General features: G+C 71.4%; 19 protein-coding genes. 9 read left to right on the forward strand and 10 right to left on the reverse strand.

All coding sequences use genetic code 11. The features are described 5' to 3' along the window. Nucleotides 1-263: 263 nt before the first annotated feature. Complete coding sequence (locus WME83_RS05510) at nucleotides 264-2510, forward strand: prolyl oligopeptidase family serine peptidase (RefSeq protein WP_437318202.1); 2247 nt, start codon at nucleotides 264-266, stop codon at nucleotides 2508-2510. Nucleotides 2511-2604: 94 nt separating this feature from the next. Here WME83_RS05510 and WME83_RS05515 read toward each other — a convergent pair whose 3' ends face one another. Beyond that, nucleotides 2605-3936 (reverse strand): trypsin-like serine protease, encoded by a 1332-nt coding sequence (locus WME83_RS05515; protein WP_437318203.1) that lies wholly within the window; start codon nucleotides 3934-3936, stop codon nucleotides 2605-2607. A gap of 20 nt (nucleotides 3937-3956) precedes the next feature. Here WME83_RS05515 and WME83_RS05520 point away from each other — a divergent pair, with 20 nt between their 5' ends. Further along, on the forward strand, nucleotides 3957-4271 hold the full coding sequence (locus WME83_RS05520; RefSeq protein WP_437318204.1) for a hypothetical protein: 315 nt from the start codon (nucleotides 3957-3959) through the stop codon (nucleotides 4269-4271). 48 nt (nucleotides 4272-4319) lie between these two features. Here WME83_RS05520 and WME83_RS05525 read toward each other — a convergent pair whose 3' ends face one another. Continuing rightward, nucleotides 4320-4649: a hypothetical protein gene (locus WME83_RS05525; RefSeq protein ID WP_437318205.1), complete on the reverse strand. Its 330-nt coding sequence runs from the start codon at nucleotides 4647-4649 to the stop codon at nucleotides 4320-4322. 231 nt (nucleotides 4650-4880) lie between these two features. Between WME83_RS05525 and WME83_RS05530 the strand changes: the two genes are divergently transcribed. The 4 genes from WME83_RS05530 (at nucleotide 4881) to WME83_RS05545 (ending at nucleotide 9109) form a co-directional block, all read left to right on the forward strand. Further along, the gene (locus tag WME83_RS05530) at nucleotides 4881-6245 is read left to right on the forward strand and encodes an ABC transporter substrate-binding protein (RefSeq protein ID WP_437318206.1); all 1365 of its coding nucleotides are present in this window, start codon (nucleotides 4881-4883) and stop codon (nucleotides 6243-6245) included. Beyond that, the gene (locus WME83_RS05535) at nucleotides 6245-7228 is read left to right on the forward strand and encodes a carbohydrate ABC transporter permease (protein ID WP_437318207.1); all 984 of its coding nucleotides are present in this window, start codon (nucleotides 6245-6247) and stop codon (nucleotides 7226-7228) included. The genes WME83_RS05530 and WME83_RS05535 overlap by 1 nt, the downstream gene beginning before the upstream one ends. Then, the gene (locus WME83_RS05540; RefSeq protein WP_437318208.1) at nucleotides 7221-8063 is read left to right on the forward strand and encodes a carbohydrate ABC transporter permease; all 843 of its coding nucleotides are present in this window, start codon (nucleotides 7221-7223) and stop codon (nucleotides 8061-8063) included. Before WME83_RS05535 ends, WME83_RS05540 begins: the two co-directional genes overlap by 8 nt. A gap of 332 nt (nucleotides 8064-8395) precedes the next feature. Further along, nucleotides 8396-9109: a hypothetical protein gene (locus WME83_RS05545; RefSeq protein WP_437318209.1), complete on the forward strand. Its 714-nt coding sequence runs from the start codon at nucleotides 8396-8398 to the stop codon at nucleotides 9107-9109. 157 nt (nucleotides 9110-9266) lie between these two features. Here the strand turns inward: WME83_RS05545 and WME83_RS05550 are convergent, their stop codons facing one another. Beyond that, nucleotides 9267-10301, reverse strand: a complete 1035-nt coding sequence (locus tag WME83_RS05550) for a Kelch repeat-containing protein (RefSeq protein WP_437318210.1) — start codon at nucleotides 10299-10301, stop codon at nucleotides 9267-9269. Between the two features lie 145 nt (nucleotides 10302-10446). Continuing rightward, entirely contained in the window at nucleotides 10447-11415 is a 969-nt protein-coding gene (locus WME83_RS05555; RefSeq protein ID WP_437318211.1) for a LysR family transcriptional regulator, read from the reverse strand. A gap of 146 nt (nucleotides 11416-11561) precedes the next feature. Here WME83_RS05555 and WME83_RS05560 point away from each other — a divergent pair, with 146 nt between their 5' ends. Continuing rightward, entirely contained in the window at nucleotides 11562-12194 is a 633-nt protein-coding gene (locus WME83_RS05560) for a DUF6151 family protein (protein ID WP_437318212.1), read from the forward strand. A gap of 344 nt (nucleotides 12195-12538) precedes the next feature. Here WME83_RS05560 and WME83_RS05565 read toward each other — a convergent pair whose 3' ends face one another. Then, nucleotides 12539-13633, reverse strand: coding sequence for an L-type lectin-domain containing protein (locus tag WME83_RS05565; RefSeq protein ID WP_437318213.1), 1095 nt, complete (start codon nucleotides 13631-13633; stop codon nucleotides 12539-12541). Between the two features lie 233 nt (nucleotides 13634-13866). Continuing rightward, nucleotides 13867-14946 (reverse strand): pectate lyase, encoded by a 1080-nt coding sequence (locus WME83_RS05570; RefSeq protein ID WP_437318214.1) that lies wholly within the window; start codon nucleotides 14944-14946, stop codon nucleotides 13867-13869. Between the two features lie 368 nt (nucleotides 14947-15314). Here WME83_RS05570 and WME83_RS05575 point away from each other — a divergent pair, with 368 nt between their 5' ends. Further along, entirely contained in the window at nucleotides 15315-16199 is an 885-nt protein-coding gene (locus WME83_RS05575) for a transglutaminase-like domain-containing protein (RefSeq protein ID WP_437318215.1), read from the forward strand. A 54-nt stretch (nucleotides 16200-16253) separates the two neighbouring features. Here WME83_RS05575 and WME83_RS05580 read toward each other — a convergent pair whose 3' ends face one another. The 3 genes from WME83_RS05580 to WME83_RS05590 all read right to left on the reverse strand — a co-directional run bounded on the left by WME83_RS05580 (nucleotide 16254) and on the right by WME83_RS05590 (nucleotide 19475). Continuing rightward, nucleotides 16254-17357 (reverse strand): hypothetical protein, encoded by a 1104-nt coding sequence (locus tag WME83_RS05580; protein ID WP_437318216.1) that lies wholly within the window; start codon nucleotides 17355-17357, stop codon nucleotides 16254-16256. A 199-nt stretch (nucleotides 17358-17556) separates the two neighbouring features. After that, nucleotides 17557-18780 (reverse strand): FecR domain-containing protein, encoded by a 1224-nt coding sequence (locus tag WME83_RS05585; protein ID WP_437318217.1) that lies wholly within the window; start codon nucleotides 18778-18780, stop codon nucleotides 17557-17559. Continuing rightward, the gene (locus tag WME83_RS05590; protein WP_437318218.1) at nucleotides 18777-19475 is read right to left on the reverse strand and encodes an RNA polymerase sigma factor; all 699 of its coding nucleotides are present in this window, start codon (nucleotides 19473-19475) and stop codon (nucleotides 18777-18779) included. Before WME83_RS05590 ends, WME83_RS05585 begins: the two co-directional genes overlap by 4 nt. Before the next feature lie 334 nt (nucleotides 19476-19809). Here WME83_RS05590 and WME83_RS05595 point away from each other — a divergent pair, with 334 nt between their 5' ends. Then, on the forward strand, nucleotides 19810-20796 hold the full coding sequence (locus WME83_RS05595) for an alpha/beta fold hydrolase (protein ID WP_437318219.1): 987 nt from the start codon (nucleotides 19810-19812) through the stop codon (nucleotides 20794-20796). A gap of 193 nt (nucleotides 20797-20989) precedes the next feature. On the opposite strand, the gene WME83_RS05600 is transcribed toward WME83_RS05595, so the two are convergent. Beyond that, a complete protein-coding gene (locus tag WME83_RS05600; protein ID WP_437318220.1) occupies nucleotides 20990-21937 on the reverse strand; it encodes an STAS domain-containing protein in 948 nt (315 codons plus the stop codon). Nucleotides 21938-22349 lie beyond the last annotated feature (412 nt).

Consider the following 22349-nt stretch of genomic DNA (forward strand, 5'->3'; position numbering starts at 1 on the left):
GCCGCCCCGAATCAAGGCACAAAATAGCAGCGCCGCCGGGCGCCTCGGGGGGTAGCGGAGGCCGCCGGCGGAGCTGGCCGGCGGATAAGCATCGTCCGTACCAGACCCATCCCCCCGGAATTCCCCGCATTTTCTGTCGGGGACATCCACCCGGCGGTTTCGATCCTGCGAGGGCGGCGTTGCAGCGTTGCAGGATCGCGAGGCGCCCGCCGCCGGGCCGATTCTCTTCCGCGGCGGCCGCGGCGGGGGCTAGCTTCGACGGCATGAACCGCCTGCGCCCGATCCCCGCCATCACCCTGGCGCTGCCGCTGCTCGCGGCGTGCAGCGCGCCCGCGCCGAGGCCGCCGGACGAGCCGGCCGCGCCCGCCGCCGCGGCCCCGCCGCCGCTCGCCGCGCCTGCCGCGCCCGCGGCAGGAGGAGCTCGCCTGCCGTACCCGGCGACCCCGAAGCGGCCCGTCACGAACGAGTACCACGGCACCAAGGTCGTCGACCCCTATCAATGGCTCGAGGACTCGAGCTCTCCCGAGGTCCAGCGCTGGATCGAGGATCAGAACCGGCTCACGCGCGGCACCCTCGACGCGCTGCCCGCGCGCGGCGCCGTAAGGGCGCGCGTCGAGGCGATCCTGTCGGCGACCTCCACGAACTACTTCGCGGTCGACGACGCCGGCGGGCAGCTCTTCGCCCTCAAGGACCAGCCGCCGAAGCAGCAGCCCTTCCTCGTGGTCATGAAATCCGCGAACGATCCCGGCTCCGAGCGGATCGTCGTCGATCCGGAGGTCGTCGACCCGAAGGGGCACACGACCATCGACTGGTTCGTCCCCTCGCGCGACGGCAAGAAGGTCGCGGTCTCCCTGTCCCAGGGCGGCACCGAGAACGGCACCGTGCGCGTCTACGACGTCGCGACCGGCAAGGAGACGGGCGACATCGTCCCTTACGCGAGCAGCGGCACGGCGGGCGGCAGCCTCGCCTGGAGCGGCGATGGCAAGGGGTTCTACTTCACCCGCCACCCGCACCCCGGCGAGCGCCCGCAGGAAGACATGGGGTTTTACCAGCAGATCTACTTCCACAAGCTCGGCGCGCCGGAGAAGGACGACACGTACTCGCTCGGCAAGGACTTCCCCCGCATCGCCGAGGTGGAGCTCAGGACGAGCGAGAGCGGCAAGCTCGTGCTCGCCAGCGTGCAGAACGGCGACGGCGGCGAGTACTGGCATTACCTCCTCGACGCCACGGGCAAATGGACCCGCTTCGCCGACCTCCCCGACAAGATCATTTACGCCGAGTTCGGCGCCGACGACCGGCTCTACCTCCTCTCGCGCAAGGACGCGCCGCGCGGCAAGGTGGTGCGCCTCGCGCCGGGCAAGCTCGATCTCGCGAAGGCGGAGCTCGTCGTGCCCGAGAGCGAGGCGGTGATCCAGGATTTCTTGCCCACGAAGGGCCGGCTCTACGTCCGGGATCTGCTCGGCGGCCCGTCCCAGATCCGCGTCTTCGACCTCAAGGGCAAGGCGCTCGGGGCCGTGCCGATCCCGCCGGTGTCCTCGGTGCGGCAGCTCGTGCGCGCGGACGGCGACGACATGCTCTTCCGCGGGGTCAGCTACACCGAGCCGGCGGCCTGGTTCGCGGTCGCGGCCAAGGACGGCAAGGTGACGAAGACGCCGCTCGCGATGACGTCCCCGGTGTCCTACGCCGACGTGGAGGTCGTCCGCGAGGCGTGCACCTCGAAGGACGGGACGAAGGTGCCCATCAACATCCTGCGCCGCAAGGACACGGCTCTCGACGGGAGCGCGCCCGCGCTGCTCACCGGATACGGGGGCTATGGGATGAGCATCGCTCCCGGGTTCAACCCGCTCTGGCGGCTGTGGTTCGACCAGGGAGGGGTGTTCGCGGTCGCCAACCTGCGGGGCGGCGGCGAGTTCGGCGAGGCGTGGCACCGCGGCGGCAACCTGACGAAGAAGCAGAACGTCTTCGACGACTTCGCGGCGTGCGCCAAGCACCTCGTCGACGGCCGCATGACGCGCCCGGACCGGCTCGCGATCCTGGGCGGCTCGAACGGCGGCCTGCTGATGGGCGCGCAGCTCACGCAGCACCCGGAGATGGTCAAGGCGGTGATCTCGCACGTCGGCATCTACGACATGCTCCGGGTGGAGCTCACGCCGAACGGGGCGTTCAACGTGACCGAGTTCGGCACGGTGAAGGACCCGGAGCAGTTCAAGGCGCTCTATGCGTACTCGCCGTACCACCACGTGAAGGACGGGACCGCGTACCCGGCCACGCTGCTGCTGACGGGCGCGAACGACGCGCGCGTGGACCCGTACCATTCGCGGAAGATGGCGGCGCGGCTGCAAGCGGCCACGTCGAGCTCCGCGCCCATCCTGCTCAGGGCGAGCGGCTCGACGGGCCACGGGATCGGGACGCCGCTCGGGGAGAAGATCGAGGAGCAAACGGACGTGTTCGCGTTCCTCTTCAAGCACCTCGGGCTCGAGGCGCCGCCGGGGAAGGAGAAGCTCCGGTGATGGAGCGGCCGCGGCCGCCCCCCTGTCCGGGGTGCGGCCGCGGCCTCACCATGGGCGCGCCTCGGTCGAGGCGCCTCGGTTCACGAGATCTCGTCTACCAGGTGCTGAAGTACGCCCACGACTGGTTGCCGGCGGACGCCTGGAAGCAGTAGCCGCCGTTGCGCTTCGCGGGCAGCGAGATGTTGCCGCCGTTGCAGGTCACGGCCGTGCCGTTGACCGAGAACGTGCGGCCGCTCGCGAAGTTGCCGCAGTTGGCGCCGGTCAGGTTCGCCGTGGTCTCGAAGCAGCGCGCGCCGGTGCCGAGGTTGCCCGAGTTGTAGCTCGGGCCCGTGAACGCGGTGGGGCTCGTGCACAGGTTGCTGCACGGCGCCGTCCCGGTGCTGGGCTGGCACACCCCGGCCACGCAGTTCTGGCTGGTGCAGTCCGCGTTGGTGCTGCACGTATCGCCGTTCGCGCAGTCGGCCGTGCACGTGCCGCCGCAGTCCACGTCGGTCTCGGTGCCGTTCTGCACGCCGTCGGTGCAGGTCGGCGCGGTGCCGCCGTTGATCACGCTCACCCCGAGGGACTGGAGCCACGACGTCACCGGGTAGCGCGCCGACGTGTCGAGCCGCGTGTGCCAGTTGGTCTGCGAGGGCGCCGGGCCAGACCAGCCGGACGGGAACGTGTAATAGGCGTTGACGCCGACGACCACGAGGCTCGTCGAGCTCTGGCGATAGAGCGGGCCGCCCGAGTCGCCGGGGCACAGGCTGGCGTAGCTGGTGCTGCTGGCGTAGCCCGGCGTGAGCACGTACGCCGCCGCGACGTCGATGATGCCCTGGCCCGAGACGTAGGAGCCGGGGTGATTCAGGATCGAGGAGGCCGACGCGGTGAGGTTCTGGAGCTTGAAGAGGCCGCCGCCCGAGCCGCTCGGGTCCTCGCAGCCGTAGCCGGTCGCCACGACGGGATCGCCCACCGCGACCGGCGCCCCGTCCACCACGGCCGCCGGGATCGTCGGCGAGAGCTCGTTGACGACGACGAGCGCGAGGTCGGGCGTGTGCCCCGGGTTCAGGACGTTGACCGCGCAATCGGTCGCTCCGCCCGCCAGCGCGGCGGCGCAGTCCGCGAGCCACTGCGGGTGGATGTACGTCTGCTCGATCGTCAGCTCGACGTAGGGCCAGATCGGGGGCGTGTTGGTGGCGCTGACCCAGTAGGAGCCGCCCGGCCCGTAGCTCGGGGACACGGTGGCGTTGTACTCGTCATCCACGCAGTGAGCGGCGGTGAGGAAGTGGCGCGGCCCGACCTTCGCCGCGGTGCATCCCGGGCCGATGACCGTCGACGGATACTCCGATTCGAGCGCCGGTCGCCCCCCGATCAGCGCGTCGTCCGCCGCGCCGATCTCCTCGGAGGTCTCGACGTAGCCCTCCACGCTGCAGGCGACCAAGGACAATGAGAGCAAAGCATATACAGATGCGCGCACTGGTGGCTTCTCCTGTCGCCCCGATGGTCTCGAGCCCCCACGCCCGGTCGCCCGCCTCGCGCTCCGTGCCCGCGGGCCGGCGTCCTCCGTCGGCCGCGCTCGCGCTCGACGCGGCGCGCACGCGCCGTGTCTCGCTCTCCGAGGTGCGAACGTCAGTGGAGGACGCGTCCCGTGGTGATCCCACGTCGAGCGGAAGGGCAGGCGCGGCCGTCCAGCGGGACCGCCTGCGCGAGGTCTCGTCGTATCGGCGCGACGGCGATGTCTATGTCATTGGAAAGTATCTTTCCAATGAGAATGCAGCATGAACGTCATGCACGGCATGCATGAGGTCGCCCGGTTGTCACGTCGTCGTTTCACCAGCCAGGGTCCCAGGCGAGCCGCCGGAGCGCCTCGCAGAAGGCGTCGAGATCACCCGCCTCGGCGAGCACCTCCCCGATCGGCATGAGGAACATGTTGGCGTGGTCGGGGAAGAACCCTCGACCCGCGGCGAGCTGCCGGCGGCCGAACTCCGTGAGCGCGTCGTGATCGAGCACGAGCCGGCGTAGCCGCCACCGCCCGTCCTCGCAGGTGACGCCGACCTGGAGCGTGGGCCCCCCGATGCGGATGGGGAGCCGGTCGCGGGCGTCAGGGGCGCGGAGCATGGCGATGAGCCGGTCGCGGCCTGTGGGCGGAAGAGGCGCCATGCCGCCGAGGCTCCCCGCGCGCCCGCGGCGCGTCAAGCCGGCTGCCGCCGTCATGCCCGCGCCCGGGTCGGACGGGCGCGCCGCCCCCTCTTGGCCGTTGACTCTGAACCGATTAAGTGCTCTCCTCGCGGGCGCTCCCCGTTGCAACCCCGGCGGCGCAAGGGGTAGCTTGCCCGGGCTCGCGCGACCCGCGCGACAAGGTGTGAATCTTCAGACGGAGAGGGAGTCGCCGTGAGGTCACGCACGATCGAGGCCGTAGCCGCATTTGCCCTGTTCGCCCTCGGGGCCGCCGCGTGTGGCAAGAGCGGGGGCGACGCGCCGTCGTCGTCGCCCTCGCCGTCAGGGTCGCCCGCCGCGGCTCCGCCGGGGTCCGGGCCGGTGACGCTGTCGTACTGGGCGAGCAACCAGGGGCCCAGCGTCGAGGACGACAAGAAGGTGCTGCAGCCCGAGCTCGACAAGTTCGAGAAGCAGACCGGGATCAAGGTCAAGCTCGAGGTCATCCCCTGGTCGGACCTGCTCAACCGGATCCTCGGCGCCACCACGAGCGGCAAGGGGCCCGACGTCCTCAACATCGGCAACTCGTGGTCTGCGTCGCTCCAGGCGACCGGAGCGTTCCTGCCGTTCGACGACGCCGCGCTCGCCAAGGTCGGCGGCAAGGACCGGTTCATCCCGGCGAGCATGTCCGCCACCGGCGCGCCCGGCCAGCCGCCCGCCTCGGTGCCGCTCTACGGCCTCGCTTACGGGCTCTTCTACAACAAGAAGATGTTCGCCGACGGCGGCGTCGAGAAGCCGCCCGCCACGTGGGCCGAGCTCCTCGCGGTCGCCAAGAAGCTGACCGACGCGAAGAGCGGCCGTTACGGCCTCGCCATCATGGGCGCGAGCTACACCGAGAACGCCCACTTCGCGTTCATGTTCGGCCGCCAGCAGGGCGCCAAGATCTTCGAGGGCAAGCAGGCGCGCTTCGACGACCCGGAGCTCGTCGCCGGCGTCAAGCAGTACATCGACCTGCTCGGCGTCCACAAGGTGGTGAACCCGAGCAACGCCGAGTACGTGAACGACACGCAGATCCTCAAGGACTTCGCCGCCGGCAAGGCGGCGATGCTCATGATCCAGAGCTACGCCGCCACGGCGATCGAGCAGAACGGCCTCGCCCGTGACGCCTACGGCGTGGCGCCGATCCCGCTGCCCGATCCGCTGCCCGCGAACGGCAAGCGGGTGAACAGCCACGTGGCCGGCATCAACATCGCCGTGTTCGAGGACAGCAAGCACAAGGACGCCGCGCTCAAGCTCGTCGCGTTCATGACGAGCCCCGAGGAGCAGCGGATCCTGAACGCCGCCTTCAACTCCCTGCCGGTCGTGACCGAGGCCTACGCCGATGAGCGCTTCAAGACCGCGAACATCCAGGTGTTCCAGAAGGTGCTCGCCGAGACGGCGGAGTCGATGCCGATGATGGAGGAGACGACGCAGTTCGAGACGCTGGTGGGCACGGCCATGAAGGATCTCCTGGCCGAGGCCGCCTCCGGCAAGGCGGTGGACGAGGCCGCGATCCGCGCCAAGCTGACCAAGGCCAACCAGCAGATGGTGAGCGGCAAGTAATGCGGGAGGGCGGCGCGGGAGGCGCCGGGGGAGAGGCGCCCGCCGGGGCGGCGCGCGGCGCCGCGGGGCCGCGGGCGGGCTCGCGCTGGCCGCGGGCGTTCCCGTACGTGCTCCTCTTGCCCGCGCTCGCCGCCGAGCTCGCCGTGCACATCGTCCCGATGTTCGTCGGGGCGTGGATGAGCTTCCTCCAGCTCACGCAGCGCTACATCCGCAACTGGGGCAAGGCGCCGTTCGCGGGGCTCGCCAACTACCGCATCGCGGTCGACTTCGGCTCTCCGATCGGCGTCGAGCTCCTGCGCTCCTTCGCGGTCACGGTCGCCGTCAGCGTCCTCGTGGTCGGCGGCTCGTGGCTCCTCGGCACGGCCGCCGCGGTCGCGCTGCAGAAGCCGTTCCGCGGCCGCTCGGCGCTGCGGACGCTGTTCCTCATCCCGTTCGCGATGCCGATCTTCACCGGCGTCATCACGTGGAGCTTCATGCTCCAGCGCGACACGGGCATCGTGAACACGGTGCTCGTCGATCAGCTCGGCCTCGTGCAGGATCGCCCGTTCTGGCTGCTCGGCGAGAGCAGCTTCCTCAGCCTGGTGGTGGTGGCGATCTGGCGGACGTGGCCGTTCGCCTTCCTCACCGTGACGGCGGGCCTCCAGGCCATCCCGTCGGACCTCTACGAGGCGGCCAGCGTCGACGGCGCCGGCCCGTGGACGCGCTTCCGGTCGATCACGCTCCCGATGCTCCGGCCGGTCAACCAGGTGCTCTTGCTCGTCCTGTTCCTGTGGAGCTTCAACGACTTCACGACGCCTTACACGCTCTTCGGGCGGGCGGCGCCGCCGGAGGCCGACGTGATCGCGATCCACATCTACCAGGCGTCGTTCATCACCTGGAATTTCGGGCTGGGCTCGGCGATGTCCGTGCTCCTCGTGGGCTTCCTGCTCGTCGTCACGACAGGCTATCTCTTGATCACCGGCAGGAGCGCTCGCCATGCGTGAGGCTGCGTGGGTCGCCTGGCTGCGGGGCGCCGTGCTCGCGGCGCTCGCGGTCTTCACCGTCGTCCCGCTCTACGTGATGCTGATCTCGGCGATCAAGCCGCTGCGCGACGTCCAGGGGCGCTTCACCTGGGTGCCGACGGAGGTCACGCTCCAGCCGTTCGTCGACATGTGGCGGACGGTGCCGCTCGCGCGCTACTTCGTGAACAGCGCCGTCGTCGCGGCCGCCGCGACGGTGTGCTCGGTGGCGCTGGCGATCCTCGCCGGGTATGCGGTGAGCCGGTACCGCTTCCGGGGCCGGCGCGCGTTCCTCACCACCGTGCTGTCGACGCAGATGTTCCCCGGGATCCTCTTTTTGCTCCCGCTCTTCCTCCTCTTCGTCACGATCGAGCGGTCCACCGGCCTTGCGCTGCACGGGACGCGGCTCGGCCTCATCCTCACGTACCTGACGTTCTCGCTGCCGTTCTCCATCTGGCTCATCGCCGGGTATTTCGACACCATCCCGCGCGAGCTCGACGAGGCCGCCCTCGTGGACGGCGCCGGGCCGCTCACCGCGCTGCTCCGGGTCGTGCTCCCGGCGGCCAAGCCGGGCGTGGTCGCGGTCGCGATCTACGCCTTCATGACCGCGTGGGGAGAGGTCCTGTTCGCCTCCGTGCTCACCGACGACGACGGCCGCACCCTGGCCGTGGGGCTGCAAGGGTATGCGACGCAGTCGAACATCTACTGGAACCAGGTGATGGCCGCCTCGGTGGTCGTCAGCGTGCCCGTGGTGGCCGGGTTCCTCCTGCTCCAGCGCTACCTCGTCCAGGGGCTCACCGCGGGCGCCGTGAAGACGTGACCGGGCGAGACGGGGGCGGCGCCTCGTCCGGACCATGAACGGGCAGTCACAGCCGCCGCGTCGCCCCGGCGTCACGCCTGGCCGCTGCGCGCTCGCGCGCGCGGCGCTCCGGCGGTCCGAGCGCCGGACCGCGAGGCACGTGGCTTGCTTGGTGGCCGGCGGTTGATTCACCGACGACGAGCGCTCGTCGCTGCGCGACGCGCTCGGCGCGTGCCCTTTCCCCTCCACCTTCCAGGAGCGCCTTCGTGTCGAACCCCCCGGTCAACCGCTCGCCCCGAGAGACGGCGATCTCGCGACGCCCTGCGATGTCGTCCTTGCCGAGCGCTCTCCTGATGGCCTGGCTTTGCGCGGGCTGCGTGCAGCTCGAGCTCGATCCCAAGTTCGCCCCCCGGGCGGAAGAGCTGCCGACGGAGAGGCCGTCTGGCTTCTTTCCGCCCGAGTACCTCCGCATCGGCCTCTACCGCGTGACCGCCATCGACTACGAGCGCAGCAGGGGCGTTGCCCTGATGAAGCTCGGCTCGGCGAAGGTGAGCCATGACAGCCGCTGGCGGCTCCGCGCCGCCATGACCGGGCCCGACATGCCGGCGGGCAGCATCGATTGCGCCGGACCGCGCGACCCCTGGAGGAACCGCGGCTCGCGTCAGCTCGGCTGTCGTCTGCACGACGGCACGCGCGCCTGGGCGATGCGGTTCGACGTCGAGCTGAAGACCACCTGGCCGAAAGAGCCCGACTGGGTGCCCGAGTGGGTGAAGGAGATGCGCAAGATCGGGGGGCCCAAGCCCGAACCGCGCGAGCTGCTCGACTGGGACGCGCTCCTGCGCAGCGAGGACGAGCGCGTCCTCTGGGTCGAGTGGGCGCACCAGACGGTGCGCCCGAGCAACGTCGGCGGCTACTACGTGCTGGCCGATGGCAGCATCCTCGGGGCGGTCGACATCACCCCGGGCTCTCGGCGCTCGTACATCGCTCGCGACGCGCCTTCCGCGCTGCGCCCGTCGGTCGCCGTGACCGTCGCCGCCATCCACCTGCTCGTCGAGGTGGATTCCTGAAGCGCGGCGTAGAGGAAGGCATAGCGCTCCGTCGCCCGGGCGCTCGCGCCCGGATGCCCGGCGCCACGAACTCTCCGTCCGGGCGCGGATCTGCTCACCCCTCGAACGCTCCAGCGCTGGAACACGGTCGTTCCGGCCTCGCGCGGTCGCGCCCCGCTCAGGGCAGGAACGCATCCGTGACGTCGGTCGAGCCGAAGCCTTGCTGGGTCCCGCCGCCGGGAACGTAGATCGCCGCGTCGACCGCGACCGCGCCGGTGCCGTGGCGCGGCGTCGTCATCGGCGCGAGCACCTGCCACGCGTCGCGCGCGGCGTCGTAGGCCTCGTTGTCGTCGAAGACGCCCAGCGCGCCCGGCTCCTCGTTGCCCTCGCCGCCGATGACGTAGATCGTCTCGCCCTTCACGGCCGCCGCGACGCCGCCGCGCGCCGTCGGCATCGGCGCGCGCGTCGACCACGTCCGCGCCGAGAGGTCGTACGCGAACACCGTGTCCTTCACGTTCCCCTGGCCGTTCGCCCGGCCGCCGAGCACGTAGAACGTCGAGCCCACGACCGCGCCGCCGACGTGATCGCGCGGCTCGGGCAGGTCGGGCAGCGCCTCCCAGGCGCCGGTCGCGACGTCGTACGAGGAGACGTCGAGCACCGTGTCCTGGAAGCGGGGCGTCAGCGAGCGCAGCCCGCCCGCGAGGTAGATCTTCGTGCCCTCCACGCCGACGGCCGCGCTCCCGCGCTCGGTCCCCTCGGGCATGGGCTCGATCTCCGTCCACGTATCGGAGCCCGGGTCGTACTCGAACGCGTTGCCGACGGCCGTCCAGGGGAACTCGCCGATCATGCCGCCGAGCAGGTAGATCTTGCCGTTCAGGGCCGCGACGTTCGGGTGGTTCAGCGCCATCGGCAGCGGCGCGGCCTCCGACCACGCATCCTCGCGAGGATCGTAGACCTCGACGCGCCCGGTGTTGAGCAGCTCGCCGCCGACGCCCGCGATGACATAGACCTTGCCGTCGAGCGCGACCACGCCGTGCTCCTGGCGCGGGCCGCCCGCGATCGGAGCGAGCCCGCGCCAGCCCGGGCGCGCGCCCTCGTCGACGCCGCCGCCGGAGGCCGCGCTGCCCTCGCCGCCGCCCGACTCATCGCCGGCGCAGGCGGCCGCGGAGAGAGAGAGGCAGAGGGAGAAGCCGAGTGCGGTGATCGATCGCATGGTGTTCTTTCCTTTCGGTGGCTCGCGAGGCCCCGGGCCTCGCGGATCGCGGCGGCGCGCCGCGCGACGGCCTTCCATCGTCGGACCAGAGCGTAACGGCGGCCCCGAGGACGGTCCACGCCGCGGCGCGCCCGACTGGCTGTTACTATCTATCGATGGCGTCGATAGGTCGGCCTTCCACCGCACGCGGCGTCCCGGCGTGGATCTCGCGACAGATCTCGGAGATGCACCGGCGGAGCCAGACGTGCGCGGGATCCTTCTGCCGTGTTGCGCTGAAGAGGCATGAGAACGAAAAGGGCGGGATCGCGAGCGGCGGCTCGATCACGCGGAGGCGCAGGAGCGGCGCGGTCGCGTGGACGAAGCTGCGCGGCAGCGTCGCGATGAGGTCCGTCTGCGCGACGACGAACAGGGCCGCCGAGAAGTGCGGGACCCGGAGCACGACGCGCCGGCGGTGCCCGAGCCGCGCGAGCTCGTCGTCCAGAGGGCTCCCGGGCAGCTCGTAGGGCGCGACCAGGACATGGGCGGCGGCGGCGTACGCGTCGAGCGTGATGTGCTCCCCGAGGTCGGGGTGGTCGCGGCGCGCGATGCACACGAACGGCTCCTCCAGCAGCCGTTGCATCACGAGGCCGGAGAGCGGCTGGAACCTCACGCCGAGCGCCACGTCGATCTCGCCCGACTGGACCGCCCGATCCACATCCATCCTGAAGGAGCGCAGGACGACATCGACGCCGGGCGCCTCGCGGCGCAGCCGCGCCATGAGCGGCGGCAGCATCAGGACCACGGCCCAGTCAGGCGCGGACAGCGTGAACGTCCGCTCCAGGCGCGACGGCTCCACGCCCGCCGTCGGCTCGAGGAGCTGCTCCAGCGCGTCGAGCTGCACGCGCAGCGGCGCCGCGAGCTCCTCGGCGAAGCTCGTCGGCCGGAGCGCGGTTCCGGTGCGGACGAAGAGCGGATCGCCGAACACCTCGCGGAGCCGGCCGAGCGCGTGGCTCACCGACGACTGCGCCCGACCGAGGCGCTTCGCCGCGACGACGGTGCTCTGGCTCCGGAGCAGCTCGTCGAGCACGACAAGCAAGTTCAGATCCAGAGAGGCGAGGCGGGCGCGGCGGCTCATCGCGCGAGCAATAACACTGCCAGCCGCGGTCCGGGTCGCGCCGCGGCGCCGGCGGTGACCAGCGGCTCCGGGGAGGCGCGCGCGTCGAGAAGCGTGCGCGGCGAGAAGCGCGCGCGCCGCGCGTCAGAACATGATATGTGGGCTCCATGTCCCGAGATATCGAGCTCCAGTGTCGTTGCGGAAAGGTTCACGGATGGCTGCGCGATGCGTCGCCGAGCACGGTGAACCGCGCCATCTGCTACTGCAATGATTGCCAGGCGTTCCTGCACCACCTTGGCCGCGCGGATCTGCTCGACGAGCACGGCGGCTCGGACATCGTGCAGGTCCCTCCGTCGGCGATCTCGTTCGACCGCGGCAGCGAGGTCATCGCCGCCGTGCGCCTCACGCCGCGGGGCCTCTATCGGTGGTACGCGAGCTGCTGCAAGACGCCGCTCGGCAACACGCCGACGCCGCGGCTGCCGGTCCTCGGCATCGCCACCGAGCTGTTCCAGCAAGCGCCGAGCGCGAGCCCGTGCGACGAGGTCTTCGGCCCGCCGCGCGGCGGGATCTTCGGCAAGTTCGCGATCGGCGAGCCTCCGCCCGGGACGGTGAAGCCGAACGTGCCCCTGCTCGCGCGCACGATCGGGAAGGTGCTCGGCTGGAAGATCCGCGGCAAGACGTGGCCACACCCGTTCTTCGATCGCGCGAGCGGCAATCCGAAGTACCCGGTCACGGTGCTGCCCCAGGCCGAGCGCGACGCGCTGCGCCCGCTGTGCGGCCCGCGCCCCGCGAGCGCGTGACGACAAAGGTGTCCGGCATGATTTCCGGGGAATCGCGCACGCGCACGCGCACGCGCACGAAGACGTAAGAGGGGAGACGTAAGAGGGGAGACGTAAGAGGGCAGACGTAAGAGGGCAGACGTAAGAGGGGAGACGTAAGAGGGAGCGGAGAACGGAAGATGGGACGAGAGACACCGTGCGTCGTCTCTCGTCCCCGTCTTCCGTCTTCCGTCTTCCGTGCTCGTCCTTCGTGCGCGTGCGCGTGCGCGTGCGCGATTCTCCGGAGTCAACGCGCACGCAGACGAGCACGGAGACGAGAGACGAAGTACGGAAGACGCCTGCGTTGAACCCGAGCGAAACCCGCTCTAAAGGCAGCGTGGAGCGGGGAAGGTGATCGTAACATTCCGGATCTCCTGGCGCGCGACGGCAGCTCCGGTGGCGGCGGCGAAGCCATAGAAGAGCCTCGACCCGACGGGGAAGCCGGGGATGGCGAACTTCTCGATCAGCGGCCTGCCATCGAGGCTCACGCTCGCCTCGCCCTGATTGAGCTCGATGCGGGCCGTATGGAACGCGGCGTCGCCGAGCCGGAGGCCGCCCTCCACCTGGAGCAGCGCGCCGAGGACGCCGTCGGAGCAAGGCCGGGCGAGATCGGCGATGCCCATGTGCTCATCGCTCACGTCATCACAATCGAAGTTCTGGTACGTATCGAACTCGACGCCGTAGCCGTCGAGCCCGGCCATGCCGAGTCCGCCGCCGGGCTCCCCCACGGCCGTCGCTCCCGTCGCCTGGAGCATGAAGCCCACGCCGTCGCCCCGGCCGCGGTCGAGGCGGAACTCGAACGTCGCGGTGAAGGCGTCGGCGGCGAGGGGATTCCGGTAGATGACGGTGCCGGCCTGCTGGTTCATGGCCTCGGTGAGCACGGCGGTCCGCGACTCCGGGTCCCAGAAGGCCGTCCCGTTGAAGGACCATCCCTCCGGCGGCGACGCCATGTCCGCGACGAGGCTCGCGCCGCACGCCGTTCCGTCGGGGCACGTGCCCTCGTCGGTCTGTCCATTGCAGTCGTTGTCGACGAGGTCGCACACCTCGGGCGCCGGCGTGCTCTCGCCGGTGCACCGGCCCCACGCGCCCCCGGAGCAGACCTGCACGCCGGCCCTGCACGCCCCGATGCCCAGGCTGCCCTGCGGGCCCGAGTAGCAGCCCCGCTCTCGCCCCTCCGCGCAAGGGCAGCCCTCGTCGACGACGCGGTCGCAATCGTTGTCGAGGCCGTCGCAGACCTCCGGCGCAGGCTCGCACACCGGGATCGGGGCGACCTCCTCGACGCCGCCCTCCTCGAGGATTTCGCTCCGTCCGCCGCACGTGGGGAGGGCGGCGGCGAGCGCCGGGAGAAGGAGGAGCGCGCGCGGCCGCCGGTCTGCGTGCGGCGCTGCGCGTGAGGAGGAGGTCGGCTGGGATGGCTGCATGTGCTGTCGATGCGGCGCGCGACCGGGGATCGCGCGAACGATGCGGAGCACCCTCGCGCGCCAGCCCTTTCTGCGCCGCAGTGTACCAAATCGAGCGAAGCGCGCCTCCGGGCGACCTCCAGGCCGAGACCCGGCGCGCGGCCCGGGGGCTGCGCCCGAGGCGAGCGCTCGCCGCAGCGCTGGGCGACGACGCCGGACGCCGAGCGCCCGGGCGACCCGGGCGAGCGAGAGCCTCAGTACTCGGTGATGTTCTCCGGCGGAACATCGCGGAAGACGCGGTCGCTCTTGTCGCCCGAGCCCGTGAACTCGTAGGTGAGGTCGTGGTGACGGACGAAGCAGAGCGGGCTGTCGCTCTGCACGACGGCGGAGACGACGCCCGTCACCGTGACGGTGTTGAGGTCGATGCGCAGCTCGAACTCCGTCCCGCCGTTCTGGCGCAGGAGCTTGCCCATCTCGGCGCCCGTGAAGTTCTCGATCCGGACGTCGCAGGGCGCGTTGAACTGGAACATCTTGTCGGCGGCCTTGAACCCCTTGCTGTCCTTGATCGTGATGCGCCCGCCGGGGAAGTAGCTGCGGACCGAGGCCGCGTCCTCTCCGACGTCCTCCCAGGTGATGTTCTCGAGCGCGTTGTCGCCCATCATGTGGATCCCCTCGCAGCCGGGGTAGGTGATGGTCACGTTCTTGACGCTGGCGCCCGGCGCGAGCAGGAAAAACGGCCGCTGGCTCTCGCCCTGCTCACCGCTCGATGTGTCGCATTTCATCGCGTCGACGTCGGCGCTCAGCGTCTCGCCCTTGCCGTCGTACACGGCATGAGGGGGAACGAAGATGGTCTGGGAGATCGTCCGAGCGGTCCCCGTCCCCTCCGTGGCGTAGGTCAGCGGTCCGACCTCGTCGGTGATATATCCCTCGTAGGCCTCGGCCATCTCTTCGTCCGCCGGCGTGAACTCCCTGAGGATGTCGATCGGATCGCCGGTCGGGACGACGCCCCCGCCCCCCGCGCCGCTCGAGCTCGCGGCCGCGCCGCCGCCGGAGCCGCCGCTGCCGGAAGCCGCAGCGCTCGAGCTCGTCGCGCCGCTGCTCGAGCTCGTCGCGCCACCGCCGGATCCGACGCCGCCGCTGCCCGCGCCTGCAGTGCTCGAGCCCGTCGCTCCGCTGGCGACAGGCCCGCCTCCCGAGCCGCCGATGCTGGTGCTCCCGCCCGCCTCGGAGGGCGCGTCGTCGGACGGCGACGAGCACGCCCAGACGAGTGAAACCGCGGAGATCAGGAGACCGGCCCGGAGCCGGGCAGACGCATTGAAAGCTCTCGTCGACATAGGACCTCGCTCAGAAGAACATTTCCGAACGTCGCCTGTGCAACGGGTGTGCCGGAAGGCGCCATGCGGGCACGATCGCGCCGTCGTCGCGGCGCCTTCCGGCGTGGGCGGCGGCGTCAACGGGGGCGCCGGTGGAGCTCTCGCGGATGCACGCGCTGGTCGGCGCGCGCTCAACACCGCTGACGTCAACCGCGTCAACCCTCGGTTGACGGCGAAAGCGGGGAGGGGGACGCCCGGCGGCAGGCCGGCCGCGCGGCGGCTCGGCGCCGCGGACCCAGCCCCGAGCTCTTCCCGCACCCCCGAATTGATGGGAGACTCCACCGGGCAGCGCGCAGCACCCCCGGAACATCACACCTCGCGGACGACGGATGACAACACCGGCACACGAAATCTCCGACTTTTACACGCGCCCCGGCGCGATGACGTCCGGCGGCGCGCACGCGGCCCGGTTCGACGAGCTGCCGAGCGACGTGGCCTCGCTCGTCCGCGTCGTGCAGGGCCTGCTGCTGCACCAGCACTGGGCGCAGGCCTACGGCGTGGAGCTCTCCGACGAGCGCCGCGGCGAGGCCCAGCTCCGTCCGGCGGACCGGATGCTGGAGCGCCTCCTCGCCCACGACGGCCGGCCGCTCTCCGCCGCCCGGCCGCCCGGCGCGCGCCTCGTCGGCAATTGCCGCCACTTCACGGTGCTCCTGGTCGCCCTGCTGCGCGCCAAGGGGGTCCCCGCCCGGGCGCGCTGCGGCTTCGCCGGCTATTTCTCCCCCGACAGCTTCATGGACCACTGGGTCGCCGAGCACTGGAACGCCGCCGAGGCGCGCTGGGTCCTCGTCGACGCGCAGCTCGACGACGTCCAGCGGGCGGCGCTGAACCCCGACTTCGACGCGCTCGACGTGCCCCGCGACCGCTTCGTCGTCGCGGGCGACGCCTGGGCGCGGTGCCGCGCCGGGGAGGCCGATCCGTCGAAGTTCGGCTTCCTCGACGAGCACGGGTACTGGTTCATCGACGGCAACATCGTGCGCGACGCGGCCGCGCTCAACAACATGGAGATGCTGCCCTGGGATTGCTGGGGCGGGATGAGCCGCCCCAACGAGCCGCACGGGGACGAGCGGTTCGCGCTGTTCGACGGGCTCGCCGCGCTCACGCGCTCGCCCGACGCGAGCTTCGCCGAGCTGCGCCATCGCTACGAGAGCGACGAGCGCCTGCGGGTGCCGGCGACCGTCTTCAACGCCGCGCTGGACCGCCCCGACCCGGTCTGAGCCGGGCGGCCCGACCCGGGGCGGACGGCCGCCCCGGCGCCGGGGAGCGCCGCCTCACTGGGGAATCTCGAACGGCTGGCACACGCCGGCCAGGCACACGTCGCTGTCCCAGCAGCAGTCCGTGTTCGCCGTGCACTCCCCACCCGAATCCTTGCACTCCTCACCCCCGTCCGGCTCCTCGCCGGGATCGCTGCCGCCTTCGCCGGCGGGCGGGTCCTCGCCCTCGCACGTCGTGGGGGGGCACGGCCCCGGCGTCACGGTGAGCGTGTCCGACGGGTACTTGCTCGGCGACGCGTGCACATAGCTGATGGTCGCGTCGCCGAAGCCCGCCGCGCCGAACGCCGAGGCGCTCACCCACACGTCGTACACGACCCGGTAGTCCCAGCCCGGCGTCTGCGGATTCGGGGTGTAGCTCTCGTCCGTCTCCGGGGAGTCGACGACGTACGCGCCGTACCCGCACGCGTTGAGATCGCGGTCGAGCGAGGTGGTCGCCGCGACGACGGCCCCCGCGTCTCCGAGGAGCATCTTGCCCTCTCCGCCGAGCACGCCGAGCGATCCGTAGCCCGACGGCTTCGCCTCGTCGACCGAGACGTAGTCGACGAAGAAGTCGAGCACGAGCTCTCCCTTCCCGTCCGTCAGCTGGAACTGGGCCTTGTCGCTGCCCACGAGATCCTTGAACGTGTGCCCCTTGTGCCCCTTCGGCTTCGGCGCGCCCCCGGGCCCGGGCCCGGGCCCCGGCGCGGGCTGCTGCTCGGGCTGCGCTTCGCCGCCCCAGCCGATGGCGGTCTCGCCGTACGTGTTGTCGACGAACGCGGGGTTGAGCGTCAGCCGCACGTGCACGAGCTCCTCGCTCTCGGCGATCTCGACGACCCGCTCGACGAAGGCCATCGGTGTCGTCGGGTTGCTGTTCGTGTAATAGCAGTCGACCTGGGCGGTCTCGTCCACCGGGGTGCCCAGGCGGCTCGCCCCACACGACAGCGAATCGAGATCGGCGGTGATGGGCTCGCCGGCGCCCGACGTGCCGGACCCCGGGAAGCTCGGCGCCGGCGCGCTCCCTCCCTCGTCCGACGGGGCGCAGTCGTCCCCGGAGACCATGTTGTTGCCCGCATCTCCCGTCCCCAGCACGGTACACGCCGGGCCGACGATCGCGAGCGACAACAGCCCACCACACAAACACGCAGTCAACGCGAACGAACGCATCGGGATCCTCCGAAATCGAAGAGCAAGCACGACCTCTGCCGCCGCCGGCGAACCCGCTCGCCGGCGCGGTGAGTTCCTCTGATAAAGTGGAAGTCGCCGGAGGCGCCGAGAGCAGGCAGGGTTCGTCAAAAATCGTGACGGCGCCGCGCTCGGGCGCTCACCGGCGAGCGCCGCTCGGGCGCGAGGCGGACGTGGCTTCCTCGCGGCCGAAGCCCTGCGGGTAGTCCTTGAGATAGCGGCGCGCCTCCGCCGCCGTGCGTTCCTTGTCGCCGAGCATCTCGATCGCGCGCAGGCGCTCCACGCGGGCGATCTCGGCGAGCGGCGAGTCCGGGTAGCGGTCGAGGAGGAGGTCGAGCCGCTCGATCGCCCGGCTCGGCTGCCCGCCCCTCCGGGCCGCCATCGCGCTCTGGAGCAGCGCGTTCTCGGCCGTGAGCGAGGCCCGCGCCGGCGCCTCGCGCGGCGCGCGCGGCTCCGCCTTGCCGCCCTCGCCGGCCCGGCCGCCCTTGTCGCCCTCGTCGGCGGCGCTGTCCTGCTCCTGCCCGTGCGGCGGCGCCGGCGCGTCGCCCGGCCGCCCGTCGGCGGGCTGGTCCACCCGGCGCTCCTCGTCGCGGGACGACCACGTCTCGCCGGGGCTCAGGGCGCGCTCGGCCGCGTCGCTGTGCACGGCGACCCGACCTTCCATGACCGACACGCGCGTCTCGGCCGGCGCCCCCGCCGCGCCGGGCTGCCGCTCGACGGAGAAGCGCGTCCCGTGGACCGTGACCACGGCGTCCAGGGTCCGCACCGACAGGGTCACGCCCGTCGGCAGCGGCGGCACCTCGACGGCGATCCTGCCCTGCTCGAGGGTCACGACGTCGCCGAGGCGGTCGCGCCCGGCCCCCACCGGCGCGAACCGCACCCGGGTCGACGGCCCGACCTCGACGGTCGCGCCCGTCGCGAGCGACGCCTTCGCCCGCGCGCCCTCGCCGGTCCGCAGCTCCTCGTCGCTCGTGAGCGGCACGAGGGCGAGCGACGGCGGCGAGCGCGTCGCGCCCCCGGCCGCGATCTCGACCGAGCCCTGGAGCGCCGTCACCTGCGCCGCCGTGGGCGAGGCGTCCTGCGCCCGGACCCCGATCAGGACGCCGGCGACCGCCGCCGCCAGGGCGGCCGCCAGCGCCGCCGCGACGAGGGCGTCCCGCTTCCGCCGGGCGACGCGGCCGCGCCGCTCCGCCGCCTCGGCGGCGAGCTGGTCGATGCGGCCGGCGATCCGCTGCTGGAGGTACCGCGCCTGGGCCCTGGGCAGCGGCGGCACCGGCTGCTCGACAAGCGCCCGCAGCGAGGCCTCCACGCCGGGCGCATCGGCGCGGTCCTCCGGGGTGGCGTCAACGTCGTCCTGCTTCATCGTGGCTCCTCGGGCCGATCGGGGTCGCGTCGCGTCGCTGCGTCGGGCTCGCAGCGCGCCTTCAGCTCCCGCCGCCCCCGCGACAGCCGCGACTGGGCCGCGGCCTCGGAGACGCCGGTCAAGTTAGCGATTTCATTGAGAGAATAGCCCATGGCGTGGAGCAGCAGCGCGGTCGCGCGGTCGCCGTCCATCGCCGCGAGGTGCCGGCGCAGCGCCTCGAGGTCGCGCTGCGCGCTCACCGCCCGCTCGGGGTCGGCGCTCTGCGCGGGCGGCTCGGGCGCGGCGCCGGTCTCCTCCGAGGGCCCCGGCGCGCGATCGATGACCTTGCGCTCGCGCCGGCGGGCGCGCAGCGCGCTCAGCCCGACGTGGCAGGCGATGACGGACGCCCAGCCCGCCAGGCTGCACTCCCCCGCGAAGCGGCGCTTCGCGAGCGTGCTCACGATCTGCTCGAACGCGCCCTGCACGAGGTCGGCGTGGTCCTGCTCGCGGCAACCCAGGATCCGGTACAGGGTCCGGTCGACCACGGGGAGCAGGTGCTCGTACAGGCGCAGGCCGATCCCGCGTTCGCCCCGGTGGAAGGCGCGCAGGAGCTCCTCGTCGCTGGCGGGCGCGGGCGCGGGCTGCCCGTCGGCCTGAGCGGAGACGAGCCTGAGCCGGCGGTCTGCTGGTCGTGGCTCGGCGGTTCCCATGCTCATGCAGTAGCCGTTCCGTCCGAAAGCAGGCTGAGCCGCGTCGCTTTTTCGATGCCCGCCGCGCGGCCGCTGTGGTCCCGCCCGCCACACGTCGACCCCGACCTGCCGCGGGGTGCGCGGGTGACGCTGGGCTCACCCTTCCGAGGAGCCGCCATCGGGCGGCCGGGCAGGCCCGTGGCCACCGTTCCCAGGTGCGGGGCCAGGTCGTAGCCCTCGCGGGCGAAGCGCAGCCGGGCCGCCTCCAGGAGGCGCGCCCGCGCCCCGATCGAAGACGACGCCAATTTCAGGAAAAGCCGCCCCCCTCCTGCCGTGGGTCGTCCGGCGCTACGTCAGGACGATGACGAAATCACGGAGCGTTGAACCGTCCTTTGGCCAAAAACGCGCCCTGTCGTTGGCGCTCGTGATTTGGGGCTGCGCCTCATGCTCTTTCCCGGACCCGTCTCCGGCAGATGGCGTCAGCGAGCGCTCAATCCAGGTGGATGAGCAGACGCTCCGCTATTTGAGCGCCGGGACCTCTGGCGCGCCGATCGTGCTGATCCACGGATGGCCGCAGAGCTCGGAGGAGTGGCGCGGCATCATGCCTGAACTGGCGGAAGATCATGTGGTCATCGCCCCGGACCTGCGCGGCATCGGCGGCTCATCCGCGCCCGAAGAGGACTGGCGCAAGCAGATCCTTGCAGGAGATATTCACAAACTGGTCGAGGCGTTGAACCTCGAGCGGCCGCTCATCGTCGGCCACGATATCGGTGGCATGGTCGCCTACGCGTACGGGCGACAGTTCGAGGAAGACGCCGGCGGTATCGCGATTCTCGATGTCCCGATCCCGGGATTGGCGCCCTGGGAGGCGCTCATGCAAACGCCGAATGTCTGGCACTTCCATTTTCACGACCAGGAGCCCCTGGCCGAAGCTCTCGTCGCGGGGCGACAGGTGGAGTACTTCCGCTACTTCATCGATCACGTCGCCGCGAACCCGGGTGCAATTTCGGACGAAGCTGTCGCGGCCTACGCCGACGCCTATTCGACCCCGGAGCAACTGCACGCGGGGTTCGAGCTCTACCGGGCCTTCGACGCGGACAGCGAGTTCTTCGCCTCGCAGACTTCGGCCATTGACCTGCCGCATTGGATCGTAGGGGCGGAGTCGTCGATGGGGCAGAGCCTGCCGGTCCTGGCGGACGACCTGAAGCAGCATGGGGTCGGTGAGGTCCATCAGGTCGTGATCGGAGCATCCGGTCATTGGCTCGCCGAGGAACAACCGGAGGCCACGGTTCAAGCCATCCTGGAGCTCGCGCGAATGACGAGCTCTGCCCGGGAAACGCGCGAGTAGGACGGGCCCGGCTTCGCGGTACGGCTCTGCGCCGTCTTCGCGGTACGCCCCTCGAGGAAGACGACGTGCGGGTGTGGACCGATCCGCAGGTCGCCGGACGCACATCGCACGACGGTCACCGTCCCGCGTCCCTCGCTCGGTCTTCGCCAGCGTTGATGGTGTCGAGGTCCGTAGGCTCGCACCCCCCGTCGCTTCAGCGTCCCCCGGCGCCGCCCTGCATCGCGTAGGCGATCCCGGCTTGCAGGGTCCCGCGGGTCACGATGTCGGGCAGGTCGGAGCCGAGATCGACCAGGCACCGCGCGACCTCCGGGCGGATCCCCGTCAGCACCACCTTCGCCCCGAGCAGCCGCACGGCGCCCGCCGCCTGGAGGATCCCGTGGGTGGCCTCCGCGTCCATCCCGGGGACGCCGGTGATGTCCAGGATGGCGACCCTCGCCGAGCGCCGCTGCAGCTCGTCGAGGAGCGCGCCCGTGGCCTGCTGCATCCGGGCTCGGTCCAGCGCCCCGATGAGCGGCATGACGATGACGTCGTCGCTGATGGGGATCACCGGCGTGGACAGCTGCGCCAGCATGGTCATCTGCGCGCGGATGGTCTCCTCCTTGCTCTGGCGCAGCGCCTCCTCGGCCCGCTTGCGATCCGTGATGTCCAGGAGCGACACGAAACAGCGCTCCCACGTCTGCTCGGAGCCCGCGCTCATCGCGAGCCGGAGCGTGACGGTCCTCCGCTCTCCGTCGAGCGTGGAGATGAACGTCTCTTCCTCGAAGGACGTCGCCCCGCTCCCCAAGGCGACGAGCTCGCGGCGGAAGGTCAGCACCGAGGGCTCGTCGAAGATGACCGACAGCCCGGCGAGGATCTGTTCCTTGCTCGAGGCGCGGCAGAGCTCCAGCGTGGCCTTGTTCACGTCGAGGATCTTCACCAGGGCGATGCCCGTGAAGACGTCGTCGACATGGGCTCGGAGGTGCGTGTCCAGATCGGTGACGCCCGACGCGATGATCCGGTCGAGGTGCCGCCTGACCGCCGACCAGTCCTCCTCCCAGAGGGAGATCGGGGAGCTCTCGAAGATACCGCGGTAACGCGCCTCGCTCCGCTCGAGCTCCTCGATACGCCGGCGTAGCTGCGTCAGCTCGTCGCTCGTGTTCATTGATGTCATGCTCGATCGGTTGCTGCCGGGAGCGCAAGCGCCCAGGACCGGGATGCCACGGCGGCCCCTTCAGAGCACGCCAACCACAGCCAGGCCATCGGCCTCTACCGTGCTCGCCGAGCGAGGCCGGCAATCAAAGCCTCGTTCGCTCCATCGCTCGCCCGCGCGGCGCGCCACGCCGAACAGCCTAGTCCTGGCGCAACCTGCGAGACAAGCTGAGCCGGAGCGCGCGTGATCGTGCCTGTTCTGTCCTGGGGGCCCCTCCACCCGCGCGCCCTCGGTCAGCCAGCCTGGATGCGGTGCTCGTCCGGCGGGGCGCCGCCCGGCGCTCTCGTCCGGCAGGGCGCCGCGCGGTGCTCCGAGGGCGCGCCTGCGGCGGACAGGGGGCAACGGCGACGCTATGATGCGATGA

The organism is Sorangium sp. So ce385 (genome assembly GCF_051474135.1).
GTDB classification, from domain to species: domain Bacteria; phylum Myxococcota_A; class Polyangia; order Polyangiales; family Polyangiaceae; genus Sorangium; species Sorangium cellulosum_D.

What these genes read in the sequence shown, in the direction of transcription:
- WME83_RS05510 (WP_437318202.1), top strand. Translation starts at nt 264, where the DNA reads ATGAACCGCCTGCGCCCGATCCCCGCCATCACCCTGGCGCTGCCGCTG.
- WME83_RS05520 (WP_437318204.1), top strand. Translation starts at nt 3,957, where the DNA reads ATGCGCGCACTGGTGGCTTCTCCTGTCGCCCCGATGGTCTCGAGCCCC.
- WME83_RS05525 (WP_437318205.1), bottom strand. Translation starts at nt 4,649, where the DNA reads ATGGCGCCTCTTCCGCCCACAGGCCGCGACCGGCTCATCGCCATGCTC.
- WME83_RS05535 (WP_437318207.1), top strand. Translation starts at nt 6,245, where the DNA reads ATGCGGGAGGGCGGCGCGGGAGGCGCCGGGGGAGAGGCGCCCGCCGGG.
- WME83_RS05540 (WP_437318208.1), top strand. Translation starts at nt 7,221, where the DNA reads ATGCGTGAGGCTGCGTGGGTCGCCTGGCTGCGGGGCGCCGTGCTCGCG.
- WME83_RS05545 (WP_437318209.1), top strand. Translation starts at nt 8,396, where the DNA reads ATGGCCTGGCTTTGCGCGGGCTGCGTGCAGCTCGAGCTCGATCCCAAG.
- WME83_RS05550 (WP_437318210.1), bottom strand. Translation starts at nt 10,301, where the DNA reads ATGCGATCGATCACCGCACTCGGCTTCTCCCTCTGCCTCTCTCTCTCC.
- WME83_RS05555 (WP_437318211.1), bottom strand. Translation starts at nt 11,415, where the DNA reads ATGAGCCGCCGCGCCCGCCTCGCCTCTCTGGATCTGAACTTGCTTGTC.
- WME83_RS05560 (WP_437318212.1), top strand. Translation starts at nt 11,562, where the DNA reads ATGTCCCGAGATATCGAGCTCCAGTGTCGTTGCGGAAAGGTTCACGGA.
- WME83_RS05565 (WP_437318213.1), bottom strand. Translation starts at nt 13,633, where the DNA reads ATGCAGCCATCCCAGCCGACCTCCTCCTCACGCGCAGCGCCGCACGCA.
- WME83_RS05570 (WP_437318214.1), bottom strand. Translation starts at nt 14,946, where the DNA reads ATGTCGACGAGAGCTTTCAATGCGTCTGCCCGGCTCCGGGCCGGTCTC.
- WME83_RS05575 (WP_437318215.1), top strand. Translation starts at nt 15,315, where the DNA reads ATGACAACACCGGCACACGAAATCTCCGACTTTTACACGCGCCCCGGC.
- WME83_RS05585 (WP_437318217.1), bottom strand. Translation starts at nt 18,780, where the DNA reads ATGAAGCAGGACGACGTTGACGCCACCCCGGAGGACCGCGCCGATGCG.
- WME83_RS05590 (WP_437318218.1), bottom strand. Translation starts at nt 19,475, where the DNA reads ATGAGCATGGGAACCGCCGAGCCACGACCAGCAGACCGCCGGCTCAGG.
- WME83_RS05595 (WP_437318219.1), top strand. Translation starts at nt 19,810, where the DNA reads ATGACGAAATCACGGAGCGTTGAACCGTCCTTTGGCCAAAAACGCGCC.
- WME83_RS05600 (WP_437318220.1), bottom strand. Translation starts at nt 21,937, where the DNA reads ATGAACACGAGCGACGAGCTGACGCAGCTACGCCGGCGTATCGAGGAG.